Origin of the sequence: Microbacterium xanthum, assembly GCF_034531355.1 — a bacterium.
Lineage (GTDB): Bacteria > Actinomycetota > Actinomycetes > Actinomycetales > Microbacteriaceae > Microbacterium > Microbacterium xanthum.
Genome location: NZ_JAWHUE010000001.1, coordinates 644,683 through 663,337, shown reverse-complemented (window position 1 = coordinate 663,337; position 18,655 = coordinate 644,683). Strand labels below are relative to the sequence as shown.

20 protein-coding genes are annotated in these 18,655 nt (G+C 68.5%); 10 read left to right on the top strand and 10 right to left on the bottom strand.

Features of this window, described 5'->3' with window-relative positions:
• Positions 1 to 31 precede the first annotated feature (31 nt).
• From RZO50_RS03160 to RZO50_RS03140, 5 genes are read left to right on the top strand one after another with little or no spacing between them, the layout of a single operon-like run.
• Positions 32 to 1,117: an ABC transporter substrate-binding protein gene (locus RZO50_RS03160; RefSeq protein ID WP_322598239.1), complete on the top strand. Its 1,086-nt coding sequence runs from the start codon at positions 32 to 34 to the stop codon at positions 1,115 to 1,117.
• Positions 1,114 to 1,911, top strand: a complete 798-nt coding sequence (locus tag RZO50_RS03155; RefSeq protein WP_322598238.1) for an ABC transporter ATP-binding protein — start codon at positions 1,114 to 1,116, stop codon at positions 1,909 to 1,911. The genes RZO50_RS03160 and RZO50_RS03155 overlap by 4 nt, the downstream gene beginning before the upstream one ends.
• Entirely contained in the window at positions 1,901 to 2,752 is an 852-nt protein-coding gene (locus tag RZO50_RS03150) for an ABC transporter permease (protein WP_322598237.1), read from the top strand. Before RZO50_RS03155 ends, RZO50_RS03150 begins: the two co-directional genes overlap by 11 nt.
• Positions 2,753 to 2,776: 24 nt before the next feature.
• A complete protein-coding gene (locus RZO50_RS03145) occupies positions 2,777 to 4,132 on the top strand; it encodes an NtaA/DmoA family FMN-dependent monooxygenase (RefSeq protein ID WP_322598236.1) in 1,356 nt (451 codons plus the stop codon).
• Positions 4,129 to 5,019: a ribokinase gene (locus RZO50_RS03140; protein WP_322598235.1), complete on the top strand. Its 891-nt coding sequence runs from the start codon at positions 4,129 to 4,131 to the stop codon at positions 5,017 to 5,019. The genes RZO50_RS03145 and RZO50_RS03140 overlap by 4 nt, the downstream gene beginning before the upstream one ends.
• Here RZO50_RS03140 and RZO50_RS03135 read toward each other — a convergent pair.
• Entirely contained in the window at positions 4,995 to 5,567 is a 573-nt protein-coding gene (locus RZO50_RS03135; RefSeq protein ID WP_322598234.1) for a PadR family transcriptional regulator, read from the bottom strand. The genes RZO50_RS03140 and RZO50_RS03135 overlap by 25 nt on opposite strands.
• A gap of 93 nt (positions 5,568 to 5,660) precedes the next feature.
• On the opposite strand from RZO50_RS03135, the gene RZO50_RS03130 reads away from it, so the two are divergent.
• Both RZO50_RS03130 and RZO50_RS03125 read left to right on the top strand, forming a co-directional pair.
• Positions 5,661 to 6,158, top strand: coding sequence for a flavin reductase family protein (locus RZO50_RS03130; protein WP_322598233.1), 498 nt, complete (start codon positions 5,661 to 5,663; stop codon positions 6,156 to 6,158).
• Between the two features lie 16 nt (positions 6,159 to 6,174).
• Positions 6,175 to 6,570 carry a riboflavin kinase gene (locus RZO50_RS03125; RefSeq protein WP_322598735.1) on the top strand — a complete coding sequence of 132 codons (396 nt, stop codon included), beginning with the start codon at positions 6,175 to 6,177 and terminating at the stop codon, positions 6,568 to 6,570.
• A 28-nt stretch (positions 6,571 to 6,598) separates the two neighbouring features.
• Here RZO50_RS03125 and RZO50_RS03120 read toward each other — a convergent pair whose 3' ends face one another.
• Positions 6,599 to 6,865, bottom strand: a complete 267-nt coding sequence (locus tag RZO50_RS03120) for a glutaredoxin family protein (protein ID WP_322598232.1) — start codon at positions 6,863 to 6,865, stop codon at positions 6,599 to 6,601.
• 59 nt (positions 6,866 to 6,924) lie between these two features.
• On the opposite strand from RZO50_RS03120, the gene RZO50_RS03115 reads away from it, so the two are divergent.
• Positions 6,925 to 8,067 (top strand): glycosyltransferase family 2 protein, encoded by a 1,143-nt coding sequence (locus RZO50_RS03115; RefSeq protein WP_322598734.1) that lies wholly within the window; start codon positions 6,925 to 6,927, stop codon positions 8,065 to 8,067.
• Positions 8,068 to 8,076: 9 nt separating this feature from the next.
• Here the strand turns inward: RZO50_RS03115 and RZO50_RS03110 are convergent, their stop codons facing one another.
• The gene (locus tag RZO50_RS03110; RefSeq protein WP_322598231.1) at positions 8,077 to 9,837 is read right to left on the bottom strand and encodes a lipocalin family protein; all 1,761 of its coding nucleotides are present in this window, start codon (positions 9,835 to 9,837) and stop codon (positions 8,077 to 8,079) included.
• 61 nt (positions 9,838 to 9,898) lie between these two features.
• Positions 9,899 to 10,792 (bottom strand): polysaccharide deacetylase family protein, encoded by an 894-nt coding sequence (locus RZO50_RS03105; RefSeq protein ID WP_322598230.1) that lies wholly within the window; start codon positions 10,790 to 10,792, stop codon positions 9,899 to 9,901.
• A 22-nt stretch (positions 10,793 to 10,814) separates the two neighbouring features.
• Between RZO50_RS03105 and RZO50_RS03100 the strand changes: the two genes are divergently transcribed.
• Complete coding sequence (locus RZO50_RS03100; RefSeq protein WP_322598229.1) at positions 10,815 to 11,114, top strand: hypothetical protein; 300 nt, start codon at positions 10,815 to 10,817, stop codon at positions 11,112 to 11,114.
• A 30-nt stretch (positions 11,115 to 11,144) separates the two neighbouring features.
• Here RZO50_RS03100 and RZO50_RS03095 read toward each other — a convergent pair whose 3' ends face one another.
• Positions 11,145 to 12,740 (bottom strand): molybdopterin-dependent oxidoreductase, encoded by a 1,596-nt coding sequence (locus RZO50_RS03095; RefSeq protein ID WP_322598228.1) that lies wholly within the window; start codon positions 12,738 to 12,740, stop codon positions 11,145 to 11,147.
• Positions 12,741 to 12,826: 86 nt separating this feature from the next.
• Complete coding sequence (gene mgtE, locus RZO50_RS03090; protein ID WP_322598227.1) at positions 12,827 to 14,182, bottom strand: magnesium transporter; 1,356 nt, start codon at positions 14,180 to 14,182, stop codon at positions 12,827 to 12,829.
• 106 nt (positions 14,183 to 14,288) lie between these two features.
• Here mgtE and RZO50_RS03085 point away from each other — a divergent pair, with 106 nt between their 5' ends.
• The gene (locus RZO50_RS03085; protein ID WP_322598226.1) at positions 14,289 to 14,795 is read left to right on the top strand and encodes a glycine cleavage system transcriptional repressor; all 507 of its coding nucleotides are present in this window, start codon (positions 14,289 to 14,291) and stop codon (positions 14,793 to 14,795) included.
• A gap of 3 nt (positions 14,796 to 14,798) precedes the next feature.
• Here the strand turns inward: RZO50_RS03085 and RZO50_RS03080 are convergent, their stop codons facing one another.
• The 4 genes from RZO50_RS03080 to RZO50_RS03065 form a co-directional block, all read right to left on the bottom strand.
• The gene (locus tag RZO50_RS03080) at positions 14,799 to 16,118 is read right to left on the bottom strand and encodes an ABC transporter permease (RefSeq protein ID WP_322598225.1); all 1,320 of its coding nucleotides are present in this window, start codon (positions 16,116 to 16,118) and stop codon (positions 14,799 to 14,801) included.
• Positions 16,115 to 16,819 carry an ABC transporter ATP-binding protein gene (locus RZO50_RS03075; protein WP_322598224.1) on the bottom strand — a complete coding sequence of 235 codons (705 nt, stop codon included), beginning with the start codon at positions 16,817 to 16,819 and terminating at the stop codon, positions 16,115 to 16,117. Before RZO50_RS03075 ends, RZO50_RS03080 begins: the two co-directional genes overlap by 4 nt.
• A gap of 116 nt (positions 16,820 to 16,935) precedes the next feature.
• Entirely contained in the window at positions 16,936 to 17,430 is a 495-nt protein-coding gene (locus RZO50_RS03070; RefSeq protein WP_322598223.1) for a GNAT family N-acetyltransferase, read from the bottom strand.
• A 408-nt stretch (positions 17,431 to 17,838) separates the two neighbouring features.
• A complete protein-coding gene (locus tag RZO50_RS03065; protein WP_322598222.1) occupies positions 17,839 to 18,588 on the bottom strand; it encodes a hypothetical protein in 750 nt (249 codons plus the stop codon).
• Between the last annotated feature and the right edge of the window lie 67 nt (positions 18,589 to 18,655).

Below are 18,655 nucleotides of genomic sequence, written 5' to 3'. Positions count from 1 at the left end.
ATGATGAAAGGCGAAAGCACTGATGATGATGATGTCAGCAAAGCGACGCGGTGCGACGCTGGTCGGTGTCGCGCTGGGAGCGATGATCATGAGCGGGTGCGCCGGTTCGGCCACATCCGACGTCCCTGAAGACAGCCTCCTCGACCCCGCGGACTGCGAGCGCAACGCCGCCACCCCCATCACCTACATCTCGGGCTACGGCTACTCCGCCAGCGCAGGTCAGCTCGACGTGTTCATGGCCGAGGAGCTCGGCTACTTCGACGACCTGTGTCTGAACGTCGAGATCAACGCCTCGGGGGCGAACGGACAGCAGTTGGTCTCCTCCGGGAAGGCGCAGTTCACCGAGCTCGGGTCGGCCGAAGATGTGCTGATGGCCGCCGCAAACAGCGAGAACATCACCGCAATCGCGACCTTCGGCACCACCTCGCCGTTCTGCATCTTCGCCAACAAAGACATCGAATCTCTCACCGACCTCGAGGGCGGCAGCCTCGGCTATTTCATCAACCTCACTCCGGTCGCCGCCGCGATGCTCGACGAGGCCGGTGCCGACATCGACCAGATCGACCTGATCAAGATGACCAACTACGACCCCACCGTCGTGCTGCGCGGCCAGGTCGATGCGATCGTCGGCTACGCCTCGAATCAATGCGAGACCCTTCGGGCAATGGGGGAGGAGTTCTCCGAGTTCGTGCCGGCCGACTTCGGGCTGAGCGGCACGTACAACGTCATGGAGGTCAACACGGAGTTCTACGAGCAGAACCCCGAGGTCGTCGCCGACTTCATGCGCGCCGACCTGAAGGCACTCGAGTACTGCCTCGAGAACGAAGCCGACTGCGTCGAGCGCATCAGCGCCCTCGCCGAGGAGGCCGGTCAGGGCGAGGCGTTCCCGCTGGAGCAGCAGGAACGCACCTGGCGGGTCGAATCCCAGTGGGTGCGCGACAGCGAAGCCGGTGCCCCGGGTGTGCAGACCGAGCAGGTATGGCAAGACGCCTCTGACATCGTTATCGAGTACGGAAACGTCAAGGACATCCCTCCGGTGAACGACGTCATCGACGTCGACCTCGTCGCGGGACTCTACGAGGACGGCGTGCTCGTGTGGCCCGGAGACGGCCAGTGAGCCTCGGCCACGAGGTAGAGATCACCGGCATCCGGAAGACTTTCGGACGCGGCGACGCGACCATGGTCGCCCTCGACGATGTCAGCCTGACCGTCGAGCCCGGTGAGTTCGTCTCGGTGATCGGGCCGAGCGGATGCGGGAAGTCGACCCTGCTGAAGGTCGTCGCCGGCCTCTACGACGCCGACGGTGGTTCGGTGTCGATCGGCGGGCAGAGCGTCAAGGCGGCGACCCGCAAGAAGCTCGTCGGTCTCGTGCCGCAGGCGCCGGCGCTGCTGCCGTGGAAGTCGGTGCGCGACAACGTGCGCCTGCCTCTGACGATCAACCCACGGGCCAACGCCGGCCGCAGCCTGCGCGACCCCGATGACCTGCTGACCTCCTTCGGGCTGGGGCATGCGCTGGAGAAGTTCCCCAAGCAGCTCTCCGGCGGTATGCAGCAGCGCGTCGCGATCGCACGGGCCTTCTCGTTCGACCCTGACATCCTGCTGATGGACGAGCCGTTCTCCGCGTTGGATGAGATCAACCGCGATCAGCAGCGGCTGGGGCTGCTGGACTTCTGGCAGTCGCATCGCAAGTCGGTGATGTTCGTCACCCACTCGGTACCGGAGGCGATCGTGCTCTCGGACCGCATCGTGCTCATGGCGGCGCATCCGGGCCGCATCGCGGAGATCATCCCCGTGGACCTTCCGCGCCCCCGGACCGAGGACGCCTACGCCAGCGACGCATTCCGCGACCTGGAGGGCTATGTGCGCAGACGACTGCGCGCCGTGATGGAGGAGGCGACGCATGTCCGCTGAATCGACCGAGATGACCGCCACCCGCACGATGGCCGCCCAGACGGCACCGCGTCGGAGGTCGGGTGCGTCTCGCACCGCGTGGATGCACCCGCGTGTGTGGGCACCGACGGCGATCGTGTTCGTGATCGTCGGGCTGCTGTGGCAGCTGGTCGCCTTCACGAACCCCTACGTCCTGCCGACCCTGGGTGAGGTGATCGCGAGCCTGCTCGAAGAGCCCGGGATGTACTGGCTGAACTTCCTCATCACGCTGCAGGAAGTCGCCGTCGGTGCGGGCTCGGCGATCGTGCTCGGGTTCCTCATCGCCGTGATCATGAGCGAGTTCGAGATCGTCGAGCGTGCGGTCATGCCGCTGATCGTGCTCGTGATGGTGACCCCCGTGATCGCGATCGCCCCGGCGCTGGTCGTCGCGTTCGGGTTCGGCATGCTGCCGAAGTACATCATCACGGGCATCGTCGTCTTCTTCCCGGTGCTGGTGAACTCTCTCGCCGGGCTGCGGGACGTCGACCCCCGCGCCCTCGACGTCTTCAAGACGCTGTCGGCGAGCCGGTGGGAGATCTTCCGAGACCTGCGGTTCCCCGGGAGCATGCCGTACTTCTTCGCCGGTCTTCGCATCAGTCTGCCGCTCGCAGTCGTGGGTGCCGCGGTCGCCGAGTTCGTGGCCGCCGGGACCGCGGCCGGGCTCGGATCGCTCGTGACGACGTCGGCGGCGCAGGCGAACCTCGCCGTGACGTGGGCGGCGATCTTCATGCTCTGTCTGATGGGGATCCTCCTCATCATGCTCCTCGCGGCGGTCCGCCGCCGCGTCCTGTGGTGGAGCGAAAAGGACGTCTCGGCTCGCTGAGCCAGGGCGAGAAAGGAACACCTCATGAAAAAGCTGCACTTCGGTCTGTTCGAGAATGCCCAAGCCAACGACACCGGTCGAGCCACCTGGCGTCACCCGGACAACACCCGTGAGAACTTCGACACCCTGGAGTACTGGCTCGAGCTCGCGCGCCTGTGCGAGGAGGGCGGGTTCGACTTCCTCTTCCTCGCCGACGCGTGGGGATGGGCCGAGGTCGACGGCGAGCGTCCCGACGTCGCGTCGATCGAGGGGCTGGACCTGCCCCGCCTCGACCCGTTCGTGGTCGCCTCGGCGATCCTCGCCCACACCACCTCCCTCGGCGTCGTGATGACCGGATCGACGCTGCTCGAACAGCCCTATCCGTTCGCGCGCAGGATGGCATCGCTGGACCAGCTCTCGGGCGGCCGCACCGGGTGGAACATCGTGACGACGGGCACGGCGGAGACCGCCGTGAAGGCCTTCGGCGTGCCGATGGTCGCGCACGACGAGCGCTACGAGATGGCCGACGATTTCGTGCGCCTCGTCTACCGGCTGTGGGAGGGGGCGTGGGAGCCGGACGCGCTCGTGAAGGACAAGGGCGGCATCTTCGCGGACCCCGCCAAAGTACACAGCATCCGGCACGAGGGTCCGTACTTCCGCAGTGAGGGCTACGGCAACTCGGCCTACTCCCCGCAGGGCACCCCGGTGCTGTTCCAGGCGGGCGCTTCGCCGGCGGGGCGTGCGTTCGGCGGGCGCCACGGTGAGTGCATGTTCGTCGGCGGTGGGTCGGTCGAGCAGCTCAAGGCGCACAGCACCGCGATCCGCGAAGCCGCTGTCGAGGCCGGTCGTCCCGCCGAGTCGGTGAAGGTCATGGCGGAGTTCCGGTGCGTGGTCGCCGACACCGAGGAAGAGGCCCGCCGCTACTACGACGAGGTGCTCGCCGCGCAGACCGCCGACGTCACCGTCGCCTCGTACGCGTGGTTCACCGGCATCGATCTGTCCTCCTACGACCCCGAGACGCCGATGACCGACCTGCGCACCGAAATGTCGCAGTCGCAGATCAGCCGATTCGCCGGCAAGACCGTCGGTGACGTGCTGGCCGGGTGGCGCGAACACGGGGCCGGGTCCAGTGCTGTCCTGGGGACGCCGGAGACGATTGCGGACCGCATCATCGAACTGGCCGAGGGCGCCGACCTCGACGGATTCCTGATCTCTCCGGTGGTGCAGCCCGGGTCGACCGCCGACTTCGTCGAGCGGGTGATGCCGATCCTGCGCGCGCGGGGGGCCCTTGCCGAGTCGACCGGAGCCACTCTGCGTGAGCGGCTGACCGGGTCCGAGAGCGCGACACTTCCCGCCGATCACCCCGCAGCCCGCGCGCGGGCGGTGCTGCAGGCGTCGTGACCCGCCCGGGTGCGGTCTGCGTCGTCGGCAGCCTGAACGTCGACCGCTTCATCGGTCTCGCCCGGTTGCCCGAACCGGGCGAGACCCTCCTCGGAGAATCCCTCGGGACCTTTCCGGGGGGCAAGGGGCTGAACCAGGCCGTGGCTGCCGCACGGTGCGGGGCGCCGGTGCGGATGGTGGGGGCCGTCGGGGACGACGCCGACGCCGCGCTCTTACGTGAGGCCATGCGTTCTGCCGGGGTGGACGCCGAACACGTCGTCACCGTCGACGCGCCGACGGGTGTCGCTCACGTCACCCTGCTCCCCGGGGCCGAGAACAGTATCATCGTCGTCCCGGGGGCCAATGTCGCCCTCACGCCCGACGACGCCGTCGCCCCGCTGGAGGGGGCCGCCGTCGTCCTGGTGCAGCTCGAGGTCGATCCCGGTGTCGTCCGGTCCACTCTCGCCACGGCGGCGCGCACACCGGGTGTCGTCACCGTGTTGAATGCCGCCCCGGTCCACGCCGATGTGTGCGCGATGCTCGACGACGTCGACATCCTTGTGGTGAACGAGACCGAGGCTGCCGCGCTCGGTGGCGTCGAGGCGCTCGCCGAGCGAACCACGGTGATCCACACCCGTGGTGCGGCGGGTCTCACCGTCCATCGTCGTGGGCACGCGCGGTGCGAGGTCCCCGCTGTCGCGGTTGACGCCGTGGATACGACCGGTGCCGGCGACGCGTTCTGTGGCGGTCTTGTGGCGGGGATCGCGCGCGGCTTGAGTCTCGACGAGGCGGTACGTGAGGGGGCTGCGGCCGGGGCGATCGTCGCGAGTCACCGCGGTGCGCAACCCGACGCGCTCAGCCGGGAGATGGTGCGGAGACTCCGTCAGTCGCCTTCGCCCGCGAACTGATACTCCCCGTCGCGCAGGCGGGCGATGAGCTGCGCGGCCCACCCCTGCTCGGCGCGCAGACGCGCGGAGGACAGGTCGAAGATCTCCCGCACGTAGCGCGGGGTCGTCTCCGAACGCAGGGTGTCCTCGATGTGGAAGCCGTTTTCGGTGATGAGGGAATCGATCTTGCTGATTCGGTTCTCGAGGCCCGCGATGACCTCGTCCCGGGTGAGAACGAACATGAACGACGTGATGGCCATGACCGCCTTGGTGTCGAACGCCTCGACGTGCCACAGAGCCTCGCGCAGCATTCGAAGCAGTTCGACCCGGCCGGTCGGCGAGATGCTGTAGGTCGTCCGCGCGGGGTAGTTGCCATCCGATTCGGTGCCGTTCTCGACGATGTAGCCGTCTTTCACGAGCGTCTTCAGGGCGTTGTAGACCGAGCCGGGTTGGGTGTTGGCCCATTCGTCGACGTGCCACGTCGACAGTTCCCGCCGCAGGAAGTAGCCGTGCACGGGTTGGAACTGGTAGACCGCACCGAGCACGATGAGTCGCGTATAGGAAGGCATGGGCTCATGCTAATGCGCAATAGTCCAGATCCGAACAGTCAAACTTCGTGATATCTTGTTTAGACAAGTTTGACTAGTTGAGAGGTGACGATAGTGACGTCCGATCTGATCGAGGAAGAACTCGCTCTCCGACTGCGGAAGGCCTTCTCCGCCTTTCCGACCGGCGTCGTCGCCGTGTGCGCCATCGGCGAGGACGGCCATCGGGTGGGCATGGCGGTGAACTCCTTCACCTCCATCTCGCTCGACCCTCCTCTCGTCGCGATCAGTGTCGCGAACACCTCGCGCACCTGGCCGGCGCTCGCGCGCGCGGGGGTCATCGGATTGAGTGTGCTCGGCAACGGTCACGAAGAAGTCTCCCGTCGCCTCGCCGCGCGTGAGGGAGACCGCTTCGACAGTGGCGCCTGGCGCGTTGGAGACGAGGGCGCCGTCCACCTCGACGACGCGGCGCTGTGGCTCACCTGTCGCGTGCACGGTGAGGTAGAGGGGGGAGACCACACGATCGTGCTCCTCGCCGTCGACGACGCGCGGTTTTTCCCTGAGATCGAGCCGCTCGTGTTTCATCACAGCCGGTACCGCACCATCGGCGCGTGAGTCTGCCGCCGTGGCGATGGTGGGCGAGGGGCGTGCGTTGCGTGGAGTCGTGGTCCACGGCGAAGGGCGCGGGGGGTCTCTCGGTTTCCCCACGGCCAACCTCGACGTCTCGGTGGATCGAGCGTTGCGAGGGGTCTATGCCGCGCGCGTGCGGGTCGAACCGGAGCCGGCCTGGTCCGATGCGACCGTCAGCATCGGCGACAATCCGACGTTTGGGGATGTGAGGGCGGACCGCGTCGAGTGCCATCTGCACGACCGCACCGGGGACCTCTACGGGCGCACGCTCGACGTGCGGCTGATCGCCTACCTGCGCGCCATGGAGGCCTTCCAGCATCCCGATGACCTCGCGCGTCAAGCCGCCCATGACGTGGCGGTCTCGCGATGGTTGCTGGCCGCTCGCAGCCGCCGATGACCGCCGAACGGCCGCGGTGACACCGGCGTCAGATCAGGGAGAGCTCGCGGAGCTTCGCCTCGACGTCGGCGTTGGAGGGCTCGACGTGGTGCGAGGAGTCCGGGTAGACCACGACGGGGATGTTGGTGCGGCCCGAGATGTCGCGGGCGACGTCGGCGGCGTCGGGAGTCTCGACGAGGTTCACGTAGGTGTAGTCGACACCGAGGCCGTCCAGCTGCGCCTTGGTGCGGCGGCAGTCGCCGCACCAATCGGCGCCGAACATCGTGATCGTGGAGGAATCGATGGGTGAAGTCATAGCATCCAGCGTAATCCCGCGGCACGGCGGGGGCGCCGGTCGTGGGACGATGGACCGGGATGCAGCTCTCGATCATCGTGCCGACGTTCAACGAGGCCGCGAACATGGCGGAACTCGTTGGACGCATCGAGCATGCCGTCCGCGGCATCGACGCCGAGGTGATCGTCGTCGACGACAGCACGGACGACACCCCCGACGTGGTGCGGGCGCTCGCCGCCACCGCCACGATCCCCGTGCGGGTCATCCACCGGGAGGAGCGCGCCGGAGGGTTGGGCGGCGCGGTGCTCGAGGGGTTCGAGGCCGCGCAGTCGGATGCGTGTCTGGTGATGGACGGTGACCTGCAGCATCCGCCCGAGGACATCCCCACCCTGTGGCACCGCTTCACCGAGGGTGACGTGGACGTGGTGGTCGCCTCGCGCTACCAGTCGGGCGCAGCCGACGCGGGGTTCGCCGACAGATCACGTGTCTTCGTCTCCAAGGTATCGACCGCCGTGACGAAGTCGATGTTCCCGGTGCGGCTGCGGGATGTCTCGGATCCGATGACGGGGTTCTTCGTGCTGGACCGGCGGTCGATCGAGGCCGAGACGCTGCGTCCGCGCGGTTTCAAGATCCTGCTCGAGATCCTCGCGCGCAAGCCGCTGCGCGTCGCAGAGGTGCCCTTCGTCTTCGCCGATCGGCACGCGGGTGACTCGAAGGCGTCGGTGCGCCAGGGAATCCATTTCCTGTCGCAGCTGACCGCGCTGCGGTTCGGAAAGATGTCGCTGTTCGCCATCATCGGCGGGCTGGGGGCGGTGGCCAACCTCGCCATCGTCTGGGCGCTGACGGCGATGGGTGTCGACTACCTGATCGCAGCGATCGTGGCGGCCGAGGCGACGATCATCGGGAACTTCCTGATGATCGAGCGGTTCGTCTTCCAGGACATGCGGGGTGCGGCCTCCGGCGGCTGGGTCCGTTTCGCGAAATCGTTCGGGTTCAACAACGCCGAGGCGCTCGTGCGCATCCCCCTCGTGGCACTCCTCGTCGAGAGCTGGCATGTCTCGGCGGTGCTCGCGACGGGCATCACCCTCGTTCTCGCCTTCTTCGTGCGGTTCGTCTTCCACTCGCTCGTGGTCTACGCGCCGCGCAAGCCGGGGGAGGCCACCAGGGGCCGCCGGATCGTCGAGGAGATCGACGACCTCGCATCCGCCCCCGGTGAACTCTGACGAAGACCGTCACCCGCAGTTCGGCGGCGTGGGATCATTCTTCGGCGGCACGCCCTGGATCTCGCCCCACGCGTATCCGCCGACCCGCTCGCCGTCCAGGGTGCCCTCGTATTCGAACAGCCCCTCATAGACGAAGCGCTTCAGGGCGCCGAGTTCCTGGTTGTCGGCCGCTGCACGGAACGTGAGGTCGGCGGCCGGTCGTGTTCCGGATGCCGCGAGCGTCACGTCGTATTCCAGGTGATACACGTAGCAGCTGCCAGGCGAGGTCCACGTCTCGGCGGTCGGGGTGATCTCGATCGCCCCCTGCGGCCAGTTCGCGGTCGGTTGGAGGGTGCCGTTCGTCGACTGGGTCGAACCCGCGCCGCCGATCATCGCGGAGTGGAGCTCGCCGACATCGGCCTGGCCGGTCGTCGCGATCAGCATGCCCTGCCGGGTGTCGGGCAATTGCACGGAGAACTCGGTCCACTCGTATCCACTGCCCACGATGTACTGGGCGGAGTCGTTGTAGGTCTCCGTGAGGTTGTCGAAGAACAGCAACCCCTCCGTGCCCCCGGCGACATAGGACGTCCCGATCCTGATGGACCACTCGAGGACCTCCACGAGGGGCATGGAGTAGTACTGCGAGCCTTGGCCGACCATCGGGTCGTGGGTCGCGGCGAGGTAGGCGCCGATATCCCCGCCGTAGGTGTCCATGATCGGCGTGCGCTGGTCGAGGGTCGGGATCGCGCCGCCGTGGGCAGGGAGCGGCTCGCCGTCGAACATCCACAGCGGGAAGAACCCGTTCGGGCCGTATCCCCACTGGATGATGCCGGTGCGGTCCTCGGCCGTGACGGACAGCTCCGCCCAGTGCGCCGAGCTCGCGCCCGGCACGTCGACCTCAACCCCGACCGTGAGCTCGTAGACGGCGCCGACCCCACCGATCGACCCGGAGACGACACGCATGTCGATGACCTGGGTCGGCTTCGCGGGCGTGGCTTCTTCGACGTGGATGTTCCACGGGTCGTACGTCAACGACACCGGCACTCCCAGGTCGGCAAGTCCGTCGATGCCGCCGAAGGCGGGCCCCTCGTCGAGGGACAGCCGGTTGTAGATCAGGCCGGCCTCTTCCACGGTCAGCCATGGCACGTCGAGGCCCGGGTCCACCGTTCTCACCGTGTTGCCCTGGGACATCAGCGCGACGGAATTGATGTCGCCGCTGTCTTCGACCAGGTGTCCGAAGAACTCGAAGGACTGCGAGTCGTACTGCGGAAGGCCGGTGGAAAGGAACGCGCGGAAGCCGGTGCAGTCCTCGCCCTGCGCGAGCGGGGCCGGCGAGTACTCCGCGATCGACCCGAAGTCCATCACCGGGATGCCCGGATCCGTGGCATCCGTCGGGCAGGCCGAGGGAACGGTGGGTGTGGGTGTGGGTGTGGGTTTCGGTGCGGGGGTGGTGGTGGGCGATGCCGTCGGGCGCGGTTGCGGGGACGGCGTGGACCCGCCGCTGGACGATCCGCCCGAGCCGTTGGACGATCCACCCGAGCCGCCGCCGGACGATCCACCCGAGCCGCCGCCGGGGGCGGAGGGAGAGGTCGTCGGCGTCGGCGTCGGCGTCGGCGAGGCTGACGGGGCAGGGGTCTCGGTCGGCGTCGCGGAGGCCGTCGGAGCCGGTGCGGCGGGCGCCGCGGCGGTTTCGGTTGGCGTGGGAGCGGGATCACCGAAGGTGCAGGCGCTCAGGCCGAGAAGGATCAGTGTGGCGACGGGAAGAGTGGCGGGGACACGCGAAGACGTCACACGGGCAGTATGGCAGACACCCCGAACGCGTATGACGTACGCGGAATGCGTCGGCCGCGTCTCAGCCGATGCGGGCGATCAGGGCGTCCAGCCCCATGCCGTAGTCGATCCGAATCGTCGGCAGGGCGAGTTTGTCCGTCCCGACCGTCACGTACCCATGCTCGATCGTTCGCGCCATCTCGAAACCGGCATCGCGTAGCCCCTGTTTCGCCGTCTCGTTGTGGTGACCGAACGGGTAGGCCATCACTTCGGCGGCCCCGAGGATGTCGGCGGAGGTCGTCATGTCGGCCGCGATCACGTCGACACCCTCGTTCACGATCCGACCATCACCGTTCTCACCGGCGCGATGCATGTCGTGGGTGTGTGAGCGTCGCAACACGTACGGGCTGGGCGGAGGATCTTGGCGCCACGCGGTGACCATGAACGACGTCGCAAGCACTTCGTGCGCGTCGATGACCGGAACGGCCAGGTCGAACCATGTCTGGTCCGCATCGTCGTCGGTGACGATCACCGAGCGCGACGGCAGAAGGATCTCACCGTCGATGAACGCCGACAGCTCGTCCCACGTCGGGAGGTAGAAGCCAGAGGTGGCGATGTAGGCCATATGGTCGTCGAAGTCGCCGATGTAGGCGTAGTTGCCGCGGAGCCAGTGGTCTTCGCCCTCCGGTCGGGGCGTGAACTGGTGGTACATCAGGATCGGAATGCGCGCGTCCTCGGCGGCATGACGTTCTGGAGAGACCCACGCGCCGTGCAGCGTCCTCTCCCTTTCGTCGCACGTGACCATGTCTGCACCGTTCAGGCGTGCTTCCACCGTGAGGTCGGCGGCGTCCCTCGCCGACGCGTACCATCCCGCGAAGACCGCGCCTTCACGCACGGGTATCGGCAGCGAGGTGTACAGGGTCCCCGTCGCCTGGAGGGCGGGGGCGAGGTCGATCCCCTCGCCGACGAACGACACCGCGCAGGCCCTCGGATCGTTCGTGCCGGCGAGGAGCCGCTCGCCGGGAGTCATCGGACGCGGTTTCGACGTCGCGGCGGGAGCGCTGGTTCCTGGCGGGCTCGACGGTGCAGCGGCGGCACCGCGCGAGGTGGGCAGCGTCATCATCGACCACGTCACCGCCGTGGCGACACCCACCGCCGCGACCACGCCGATCGCGCTCACGGTGGTGCGGCGCGTGCGCCGTCGTCGTCGATACGCCCTGCGCGCGTGCTCGTTCGAAGCCCCCATGGCAGTCCCCGGATCCCCCTGGCGCCACCCCCTGGCGCCACGCACAGGCTAGCGGACACTCCGGGGACTGCGTCGCCGCGGGCTACTGGACCGTCACGAGGACGCGCTGCCAGCCGGATGAACCGTTCGGGGCGATGGGTGCGCGCTCTTCGGTCTGCAGCTCGCCGTCGGCGTTGACGGCGCGTACGGCGACGTAGTGGGTTCCCGGCTCGGCCTTCCACTCGAGGTACCACTGCACCCAGGTGTCGTCGTTGATCGGCGTCGACACGGTCGCCTGCTGCCAGTCGCCGTCGTCGATGCTCACCTCGACACGCTCGATGCCGACGGTCTGGGCCCATGCCATCCCGGCGATCGGGACGGTGCCGGCCGAGACCGGCGTCCCGGTGCGCGGGGTGTCGATCCGCGAGGAGAACTTGATCGGGGCCTCGGCGCTGTACCCGCGCGGCGTCCAGTACGCCTCGTCCTCGGCGAACGTGGTGACCTTCAACTCGGTCACCCATTTGGTCGCCGACACGTAGCCGTACAGGCCCGGTACCACCATCCGGACGGGGAAACCGTGCTCGACGGGCAGCGGTTCGCCGTTCATCCCGACCGCGAAGATCGCATCGAGGCCGTCATCGGTCAGAGACGCGAGCGGGGTGGATGCGGTGTAGCCGTCGACACTGCGCGAGAGCACCATGTCGGCGCCATCGTGCACGCCGGCGCGTGCCAGCACATCGCGGATCGGCACCCCCAACCACACCGCGTTGCCGACGAGTCCGCCGCCGACCTCGTTCGACACGCACGTGAGGGTGACCGCGTACTCGTCGACGCCCATTCCGATGAGGTCGTCGAAGGTCAGCTCGACTCGCTCGTCGACCATGCCGTCGATGACCAGGCGCCAGGTCGACGGGTCGACGGAGGGGACGGTGAGGGCGGTGTCGACGCGGTAGAAGTCGGCATTGGGCGTGATGAGAGGGGAGAGGCCGTCGATGTCGAACTCGGCCCCCTCGGGAACCGTGACCGTGGTGCGCGGGGCGGGCAGGGTGAGCTCCTCGCGGATCGCGCCGAGCGAGGATGTCGCCGCGCTGAGGGCGCGCGCCCCGACGCCGACGACGACCGCGGATGCCCCGGCGATGGCACTGATGCGAAAGAACCCGCGACGATCCAGCGCGGCGGTGTCCTGCGCCGCACCGGTCTTCGCCTCGGCCCCCGCCGTGTCGGGCGCGTCCTTCCGGCGCGGTGACAGCCACCGGCGCAGGCGGTTCACGACGAGCATGAGAACGATGCTTCCCACGAGGGTTCCCACCACGGGGGGAAGCGCGCTGAGGACGGTCGCCCCGGCGCGGGTGACCGTCGCGGCGGTGGCGAGGATCCCCGCGATCGCGAAGGCGACGACACCCAGCGGTGGCCGCACGTACTGCAGCACTCCGCTGATCGCCGCCGCGACGGCGACGGCCACCCCGATGCCGATCAGCAGCACGATCTTGTCGTACTCGCCGAAGGTGGCGATCGCGAACTCCTTGAGCGGTTGCGGCACGACGTCGACGATGAACGAGCCCACCGCGAGCACCGGACTGGCCTGCCGCGCGACCGCGAGGGCGACCAGCTCCGCCGCGGCGAGGAACGACGCTCCGCCGATCAGCCCGGACAGTGCGCTCCACAGCCACGCCCGCAACGGCATACGTGTCGACGACATCTCGCCCCCTCATCCGCCGGGGACGTTCCCCCGCTTTAAGTTGTTCGGAGCCGAGCCGATCACGGATGCCCCGACCGGCGGGGATGTCAGGAGATGCCGAGTACCCAGGTCGCGACGACGAAGTAGATGATGAGGCTCGTGGCGTCGCAGAAGGTCGAGATGAACGGGGTGCTGAAGACGGCCGGGTCGGCGCGGGCGAGGCGGGCGAGCATCGGCATGCACCCGCCGACGGTCGCCGCGAGGGTGCAGATCAGCAGCAGGGTCGAGCCGATGACGATGCCGAAGGGCATCCCGAACACCAGTCCGGCCAGGATGAAACCGAGCGTCCCCAGCAGGGCGCCCAGGATCGCGCCGACCCGCACCTCGCGCCAGGCGACGGCGAAGACGTCGCGTTTGGACACCTCGCCCATCGCCAGGGCGCGGGTGACGGTGGTCGCGGCTTGCGAGCCGGTGTTGCCGGCGGTGCCGGTCAGAAGCGGGATGAACAGCGCCAGGGTGACGACTTTGTCGAGGGTGGCTTCGAAGACATCCAGCACCTGCACCGTCAGCAGGGCCGACACCGCGAGAACGAGGAGCCACACCACGCGCGACTTCACGATTCCGAAGACGGGCGTGGCCAGATAGGGGCGGCCGAGCGGCTCGGACGCGCCCTGCCGAGCCGCGTCCTCGTCTTCGGCTTCTTCGAGGATGCGCGCGGCATCGTCGACGGTCACGATTCCGACGATCCGATCCTCACTGTCGATGACCGGAGCGGCGAGGAGCCCGGCGTCCACGACCTGTCGGGCGGCGGACTCGGCCTCCTCGGTGGCGGCGACCACCCGAGCATCCACCATGATGTCCTCGACCCGCTGATCGGGGCGCCCGGTGATCAGTTCCCGCAGTCCGACGACGCCGATCACGCGCCGGTGCTCGCTGGTGACCGGCAGCATGTACACCGTCTCGGCATCGCCCCCGCGGTGACGGACGTGCGTCAGCGCGTCACCGAGCGTGAAGTGGGGCAGCAGCCGGACGAATTCGGTGCTCATGTAGCGGCCGATCGCGTTCTTGGGATAGCCGAGGATCGGAGCGGTCAGTTCGCGCTCCCGGCGCGACAGCCCCCGCATGAGCTTTCCGGCCACCCCCGCGGGGAGCTCGTCGACCAGTTGCGCACGATCGTCGGGATCGAGGTCTTCGAACACCTGCGCGACATCCTCGGCGCGCAACCCTTGGAAGAGTTCCGCGCGCATGCCCGCATCGAGCAGCTCGAACACGTCGAGCGCCTTGTCCCGGTGCAGGAGGCGGTACATCACGGCGCGGTCGGCGGCGTCTTCCCGCTCGAGCAGGCTCGCCACCTCCGTCGCGTCGTGTGCGTCGAGGAGTGCGCGCACGCGTGGCAAGTCCCGCTCGCGCAGGGACGTCACGATGGCTGTGTCCTGCTGGTCGGCCGGATCCATGGTGCGCATGATGGCACACCTGCGGTGCGCGCCCGTGAACGGCGCTCATCGCGGCGGCGGCGAAGAGCCCGCATGGACCCTGACGGGACCCGGCCGGGCGGGTAGCATCGAGGTCGTGACCGTGCTCGTGCTCACCATCGTCGGCGATGACCGCGCCGGTCTCGTCGCGTCCGTTTCCCGCACCATCGCCGACCACGGCGGCAATTGGGAGCGCAGCGAACTGGCCGAACTCGCCGGGACGTTCGCCGGAGTCGTCGAGGTGGTCGTGCCCGACGCCGCCGCAGCGGGCCTGCGGGGCGCGCTCGCAGCGCTCGAGGGCGCCCTGACCGTGACCGTCCACGAGAATCGTGACGCCGCCGAGCGCGCCGGTGTCGAGTTGACGTTCACCGTCCTCGGCAACGACAGTCCCGGGATCGTGCGAGAGCTCTCCGGTGCACTCGAAGCGCACGGGCTGAGCATCGATCACCTCTCGACCGAGACGCGAGACGCCGCGATGGCCGGTGGACGCCTGTTCGAGGCGACCTTCACCGCGCGCATGCCGGCGGGACGGGATGCCGGGGACGTGCGCGACGCGCTCGAATCGGTCGCCGCCGAGCTGCAGGTCGACGTCACCGTCTCGTAGCGGTCACTCGTACCGCAGGCTCGCCACCGGATCTGCGGCGGCCGCCTTGGCCGCGGGAAGGGTGCCGGCCAGGAACGCGATGAACATCACCACGGCCGTGGTGAGCACGATGGAGACGGCATCGAACGCGAACAGTTCGAGGCCGGGCAGATCGGCGAGCAGCCCCGCAGCCAGTTGCGTGCTCACCACGGTGCCCAGGGCGACGGCCACGGCAGCTCCCAGCGCGCTGCCGAGGAACCCGATGAACATGGCCTCGAAGCTGAACAGGGCGAACACGCGCCCCGACCCCATTCCCATCGCCTTCATGAGCCCGATCTCGCGGGTGCGTTCCTGCACCGACATCAGCAGCGTGTTGACGATGCCCAGAGTGGCGGCCATCAGGGCGATGACGGCGAACGCGTTGAGGATCAGCACGATCCCGTCGATGACCGCGACGAACGCTCCCAATTGGTCGGCGATCGACTGGCCCGTATAGCCGGCCTCTTCGAGTCGCTCCTTCAGCGCCTCGATCTCCTCGTCCGTAGCCTCGGGGTCGAAGAAGACGCTCGCCGTCGCGTACCGATCGAGGTCTTCCTCCGGGACCCCGGTGTTCTGCAACGCGAAGAGTTCGTCGGTGGCGGCGGCGTTCGGGATGGTCGTCGTCCCGGCGCTGAAGGTCTCTTCGACCACGCCGGTGACGGTGGCGTCCATCAGGTACTGCGTCCGAGAGCCGTCGGTCACGGCGATGGTGACCGTCTGCCCGATCGCGCTGTCGACGTCGTCGAATCCCAGTGGCTCGACCAGCGAGACGGGGATCGCCACTTCGGGGTCGTCGGAGTCGCGCGACGGTTCGACGCCTGCCGCCATCTGCAGTTCTTGGCCGGGCACGGTGTTCTCCACCGCCGTCACGTACGGTGTTCCCTCGTCGCCGAACCGGATGAAGTCGGCCGAGACGCCCTTGGTCGGCTCGACGCGGTCGACGCCGTCGATCGATTCGAGTTCGGCGATGTCGTCGGGGGTCATCGCCACCACGCCGGTGGTGGCGCCCGGCGCTCCGTCGGGAGCACCGGGCACGGTCGTGTCCACGACGTCGGGGTCGTATTCGACCGGCTCGTCGCTGAAGCCGGAGACGGCGTTCTCGCTGGTCTTGGTCGCCGTCAGCACGCCGTCTGCCCCGATGGCGGCGACCGTGTCGTCGATGAAGCGGCCGACCCCGGTTCCCAGGCCATTGGTGACGGTGAGGGTGAACGCTCCGATGAAGACGGCCAGCACGGTCAGCAGCGTGCGGGTCTTCGAGCGGAAGGAGTTCTGGACCGCGGTGGAGATGAGGGTCGGGGCCTTCACGCGGCCCCCTCGGCTTCGACGAAGACCCCGTCCTTGATTTGCAGTCGCCGGTCGCATCGGGCCGCGAGTTCGTCGTCGTGCGTGACGAGGATCAGCGTGATCCCGTGGCGTCGGTTCAGATCGAACAGGATGTCTTCCACCACCCCGCCCGTGGTCGAGTCGAGGTTGCCGGTGGGCTCGTCGGCGAAGATGATGCGCGGCTCGTTGACCAGGGCGCGGGCGATCACCGCGCGCTGCTTCTGTCCACCGGAAAGGTCGGTCGCGCGATTGCGCGCCTTGTCGTCGAGCTCGAGTTGCGCCAGAGCAGCCATGCCGCGGCGGCGACGCTCTCGCGCGCCGATGCCGGCGATCTTCAACGGCAGGGTCACGTTGTCGAGGACGGTCGTGTTCGGGGTGAGGAAGAACTGCTGGAACACGAATCCGAAGGTCGTGTTCCTCGCGCGGTTCAACCCCCGGCCGCGGAGGGTCGCGGTATCCGCACCGTCCAGCAGCACCTTCCCCGAGGTGGGCGCGTCCATGAGGGCGAGCACGTGCATGAGGGTCGACTTGCCCGAGCCGCTCTTGCCCACCACCGCCACGCTCTCCCCGGCATGGATGTCGAGGCTGACGCCGCGCAGAGCCTCGAACCGTGTGCCGCCGCGCCCGTAGGACTTGTGGACGTCGCGGGCTGAGATCACCGGCCGGCGTTGCGGGTCTGCCATCTGTCCACTGTGGCGGAACGGGCGCGATCGCGGGTCGCTCTTGCGCGAATTCTCAGCGCACCCTGCCGACCTGCACGCTCTGCCGGCGCACCGTGCCGACGTGCGCGCGCGGGTGCTCAGCGCACCATGCGGATGTCGGTGACATCCGGCGCCGTCGGCTCGACCTGTTCGGTCCCATCGGGGACGAAGCCGTTACGCCGATAGAACGCGACCGCGCGGGAGTTCTCTTTCGCCACCCAGAGCACGGCAGGTTCGTCGCCGAGCACCGCATTCAGCAGGGCCTGTCCGGCACCCCCGCCATGGTGCAGGGCGTCGACATAGAGTGCGTACAACTGCAGGTCCCGCGGCGGTCGCGTTCCGGTGTTCCCGACCGCGTCACCGGACCACGCGAATCCGATCAGCTGACCGCCCGCCTCGGCCAGGCGGATGCGCATGTCGGCACGAGGGTCGTTCAGTGCGCGGTCCCACAGGCGCCGCCGCGAGCGCAGCATGTCGGCGCCGAACGTCTCGGCGGGCATGAGACCGGCATAGGTCTGGCGCCATGTCTCGACGTGCAGCGCCGCCAACGGTGCGGCATCGGCCGGACGCGGAGGACGGAGCAGGAACGCCATACTCCCCATCATCCGACCGATGCTGTTCCCCCGCCACGGCGGGGACTGCATCAGAACACCTCGGCACGCAACCCCCCTTCACGCGGAGGCCGGCGTGGGAGATTCGTCACAACGCTGACTCGAACTTCCAGCCAGCCGCACAGGTGACGAAGGAGACGATGTGGACGACTCGATCGACGAATACCCCGATCAAGCAGACCTCTTCGAGGAGGACCTCGAGAACGAGTTCGCGCGCCGGTACGGAGCGTTCCCCCTGTGAGCGCCGACGATTCCTCGCGACGTGATCCCCGCGCCAAGCCGATCGCGATCCCCTCGCACCCACCGCCCAGCCGGAAGGCGAAGGCCCGCCCGCGACCCGGTGCGCCCGACGCTGTGCGCAAGCGCGGTCGAGACCGCTGAGGCGGCCGGTCACTCCGCGTCGTATACGTACACCCGGATGAGGTCGTCGTCGTGCACGAACTGCACGGTGCGGCCGTCGTAGGCCGTCGCGAACGGGTCGGGGAAGGTCCCGTCCACCTCGACGGCCACGGTCGACGGGATGGGTCCGGCACCGCAGCCCGTGAACCACGGGCTGTACGCGGGGTTGTCATCGTTGAGCGCGTCGGTGTGGATGAGCATGAGGCAACCGTCTTCGCCACCGCGACCCATCCACGACTCGTCCACCACGATCGGGGTGAGCCCCAGATGGTCCTCGAAGCCTTGCGCACCGTATTGCCGACCGCCGAACATCTCCGGCCAGGCGAAGTCGGGATCGGGCGGCAGCGCGACCACCTGTTCGGCGGCGCCGGTGTCGAACGGGGGTGCGGGCGGGGCGATCGCGAGCGCCGCCGTCGCCGCGACCAGGGCGGCGACGGCGACCGACGCCGCCCAGATGGCCGGAACCAGCCACGGTCGTCGCGCGGGATGAACCTCGACCCGGTCCTCGTGGTCATCCGGTCCGCTGGTCTTCAGCGGCGCCGGATCCGGTGCGGCCGACGCGGGCGGGTCGTCCGCCGCATCCGAGCCCGCCGGTGCCGCGGGTGGGGGAGGCACGGGAACAGGCGATTCGAGTTCGCGCAGACGTTGCAGTGCAGCCGGGTCGTCGTGGATGTCCGCGGCCGGGCCGTAGGCGCGAGCGCGCAGCCGCCGCAGTTCCTCCTCGTCGAGTGAGTCCGCCATGGATTCAGCCTCACACATCCCCGGGACGCCGGCTCCGGACTCGTCCGCGGGGTCTCGCTTGCCGGGG

Bases quoted from the DNA above. Each gene is read 5' to 3' on its own strand.
- RZO50_RS03160 (WP_322598239.1), top strand. From the start codon at position 32: ATGTCAGCAAAGCGACGCGGTGCGACGCTGGTCGGTGTCGCGCTGGGA.
- RZO50_RS03150 (WP_322598237.1), top strand. From the start codon at position 1,901: ATGTCCGCTGAATCGACCGAGATGACCGCCACCCGCACGATGGCCGCC.
- RZO50_RS03145 (WP_322598236.1), top strand. From the start codon at position 2,777: ATGAAAAAGCTGCACTTCGGTCTGTTCGAGAATGCCCAAGCCAACGAC.
- RZO50_RS03135 (WP_322598234.1), bottom strand. From the start codon at position 5,567: ATGCCTTCCTATACGCGACTCATCGTGCTCGGTGCGGTCTACCAGTTC.
- RZO50_RS03125 (WP_322598735.1), top strand. From the start codon at position 6,175: ATGGTGGGCGAGGGGCGTGCGTTGCGTGGAGTCGTGGTCCACGGCGAA.
- RZO50_RS03120 (WP_322598232.1), bottom strand. From the start codon at position 6,865: ATGACTTCACCCATCGATTCCTCCACGATCACGATGTTCGGCGCCGAT.
- RZO50_RS03115 (WP_322598734.1), top strand. From the start codon at position 6,925: ATGCAGCTCTCGATCATCGTGCCGACGTTCAACGAGGCCGCGAACATG.
- RZO50_RS03095 (WP_322598228.1), bottom strand. From the start codon at position 12,740: ATGTCGTCGACACGTATGCCGTTGCGGGCGTGGCTGTGGAGCGCACTG.
- mgtE (WP_322598227.1), bottom strand. From the start codon at position 14,182: ATGCGCACCATGGATCCGGCCGACCAGCAGGACACAGCCATCGTGACG.
- RZO50_RS03075 (WP_322598224.1), bottom strand. From the start codon at position 16,819: ATGGCAGACCCGCAACGCCGGCCGGTGATCTCAGCCCGCGACGTCCAC.
- RZO50_RS03070 (WP_322598223.1), bottom strand. From the start codon at position 17,430: ATGGCGTTCCTGCTCCGTCCTCCGCGTCCGGCCGATGCCGCACCGTTG.
- RZO50_RS03065 (WP_322598222.1), bottom strand. From the start codon at position 18,588: ATGGCGGACTCACTCGACGAGGAGGAACTGCGGCGGCTGCGCGCTCGC.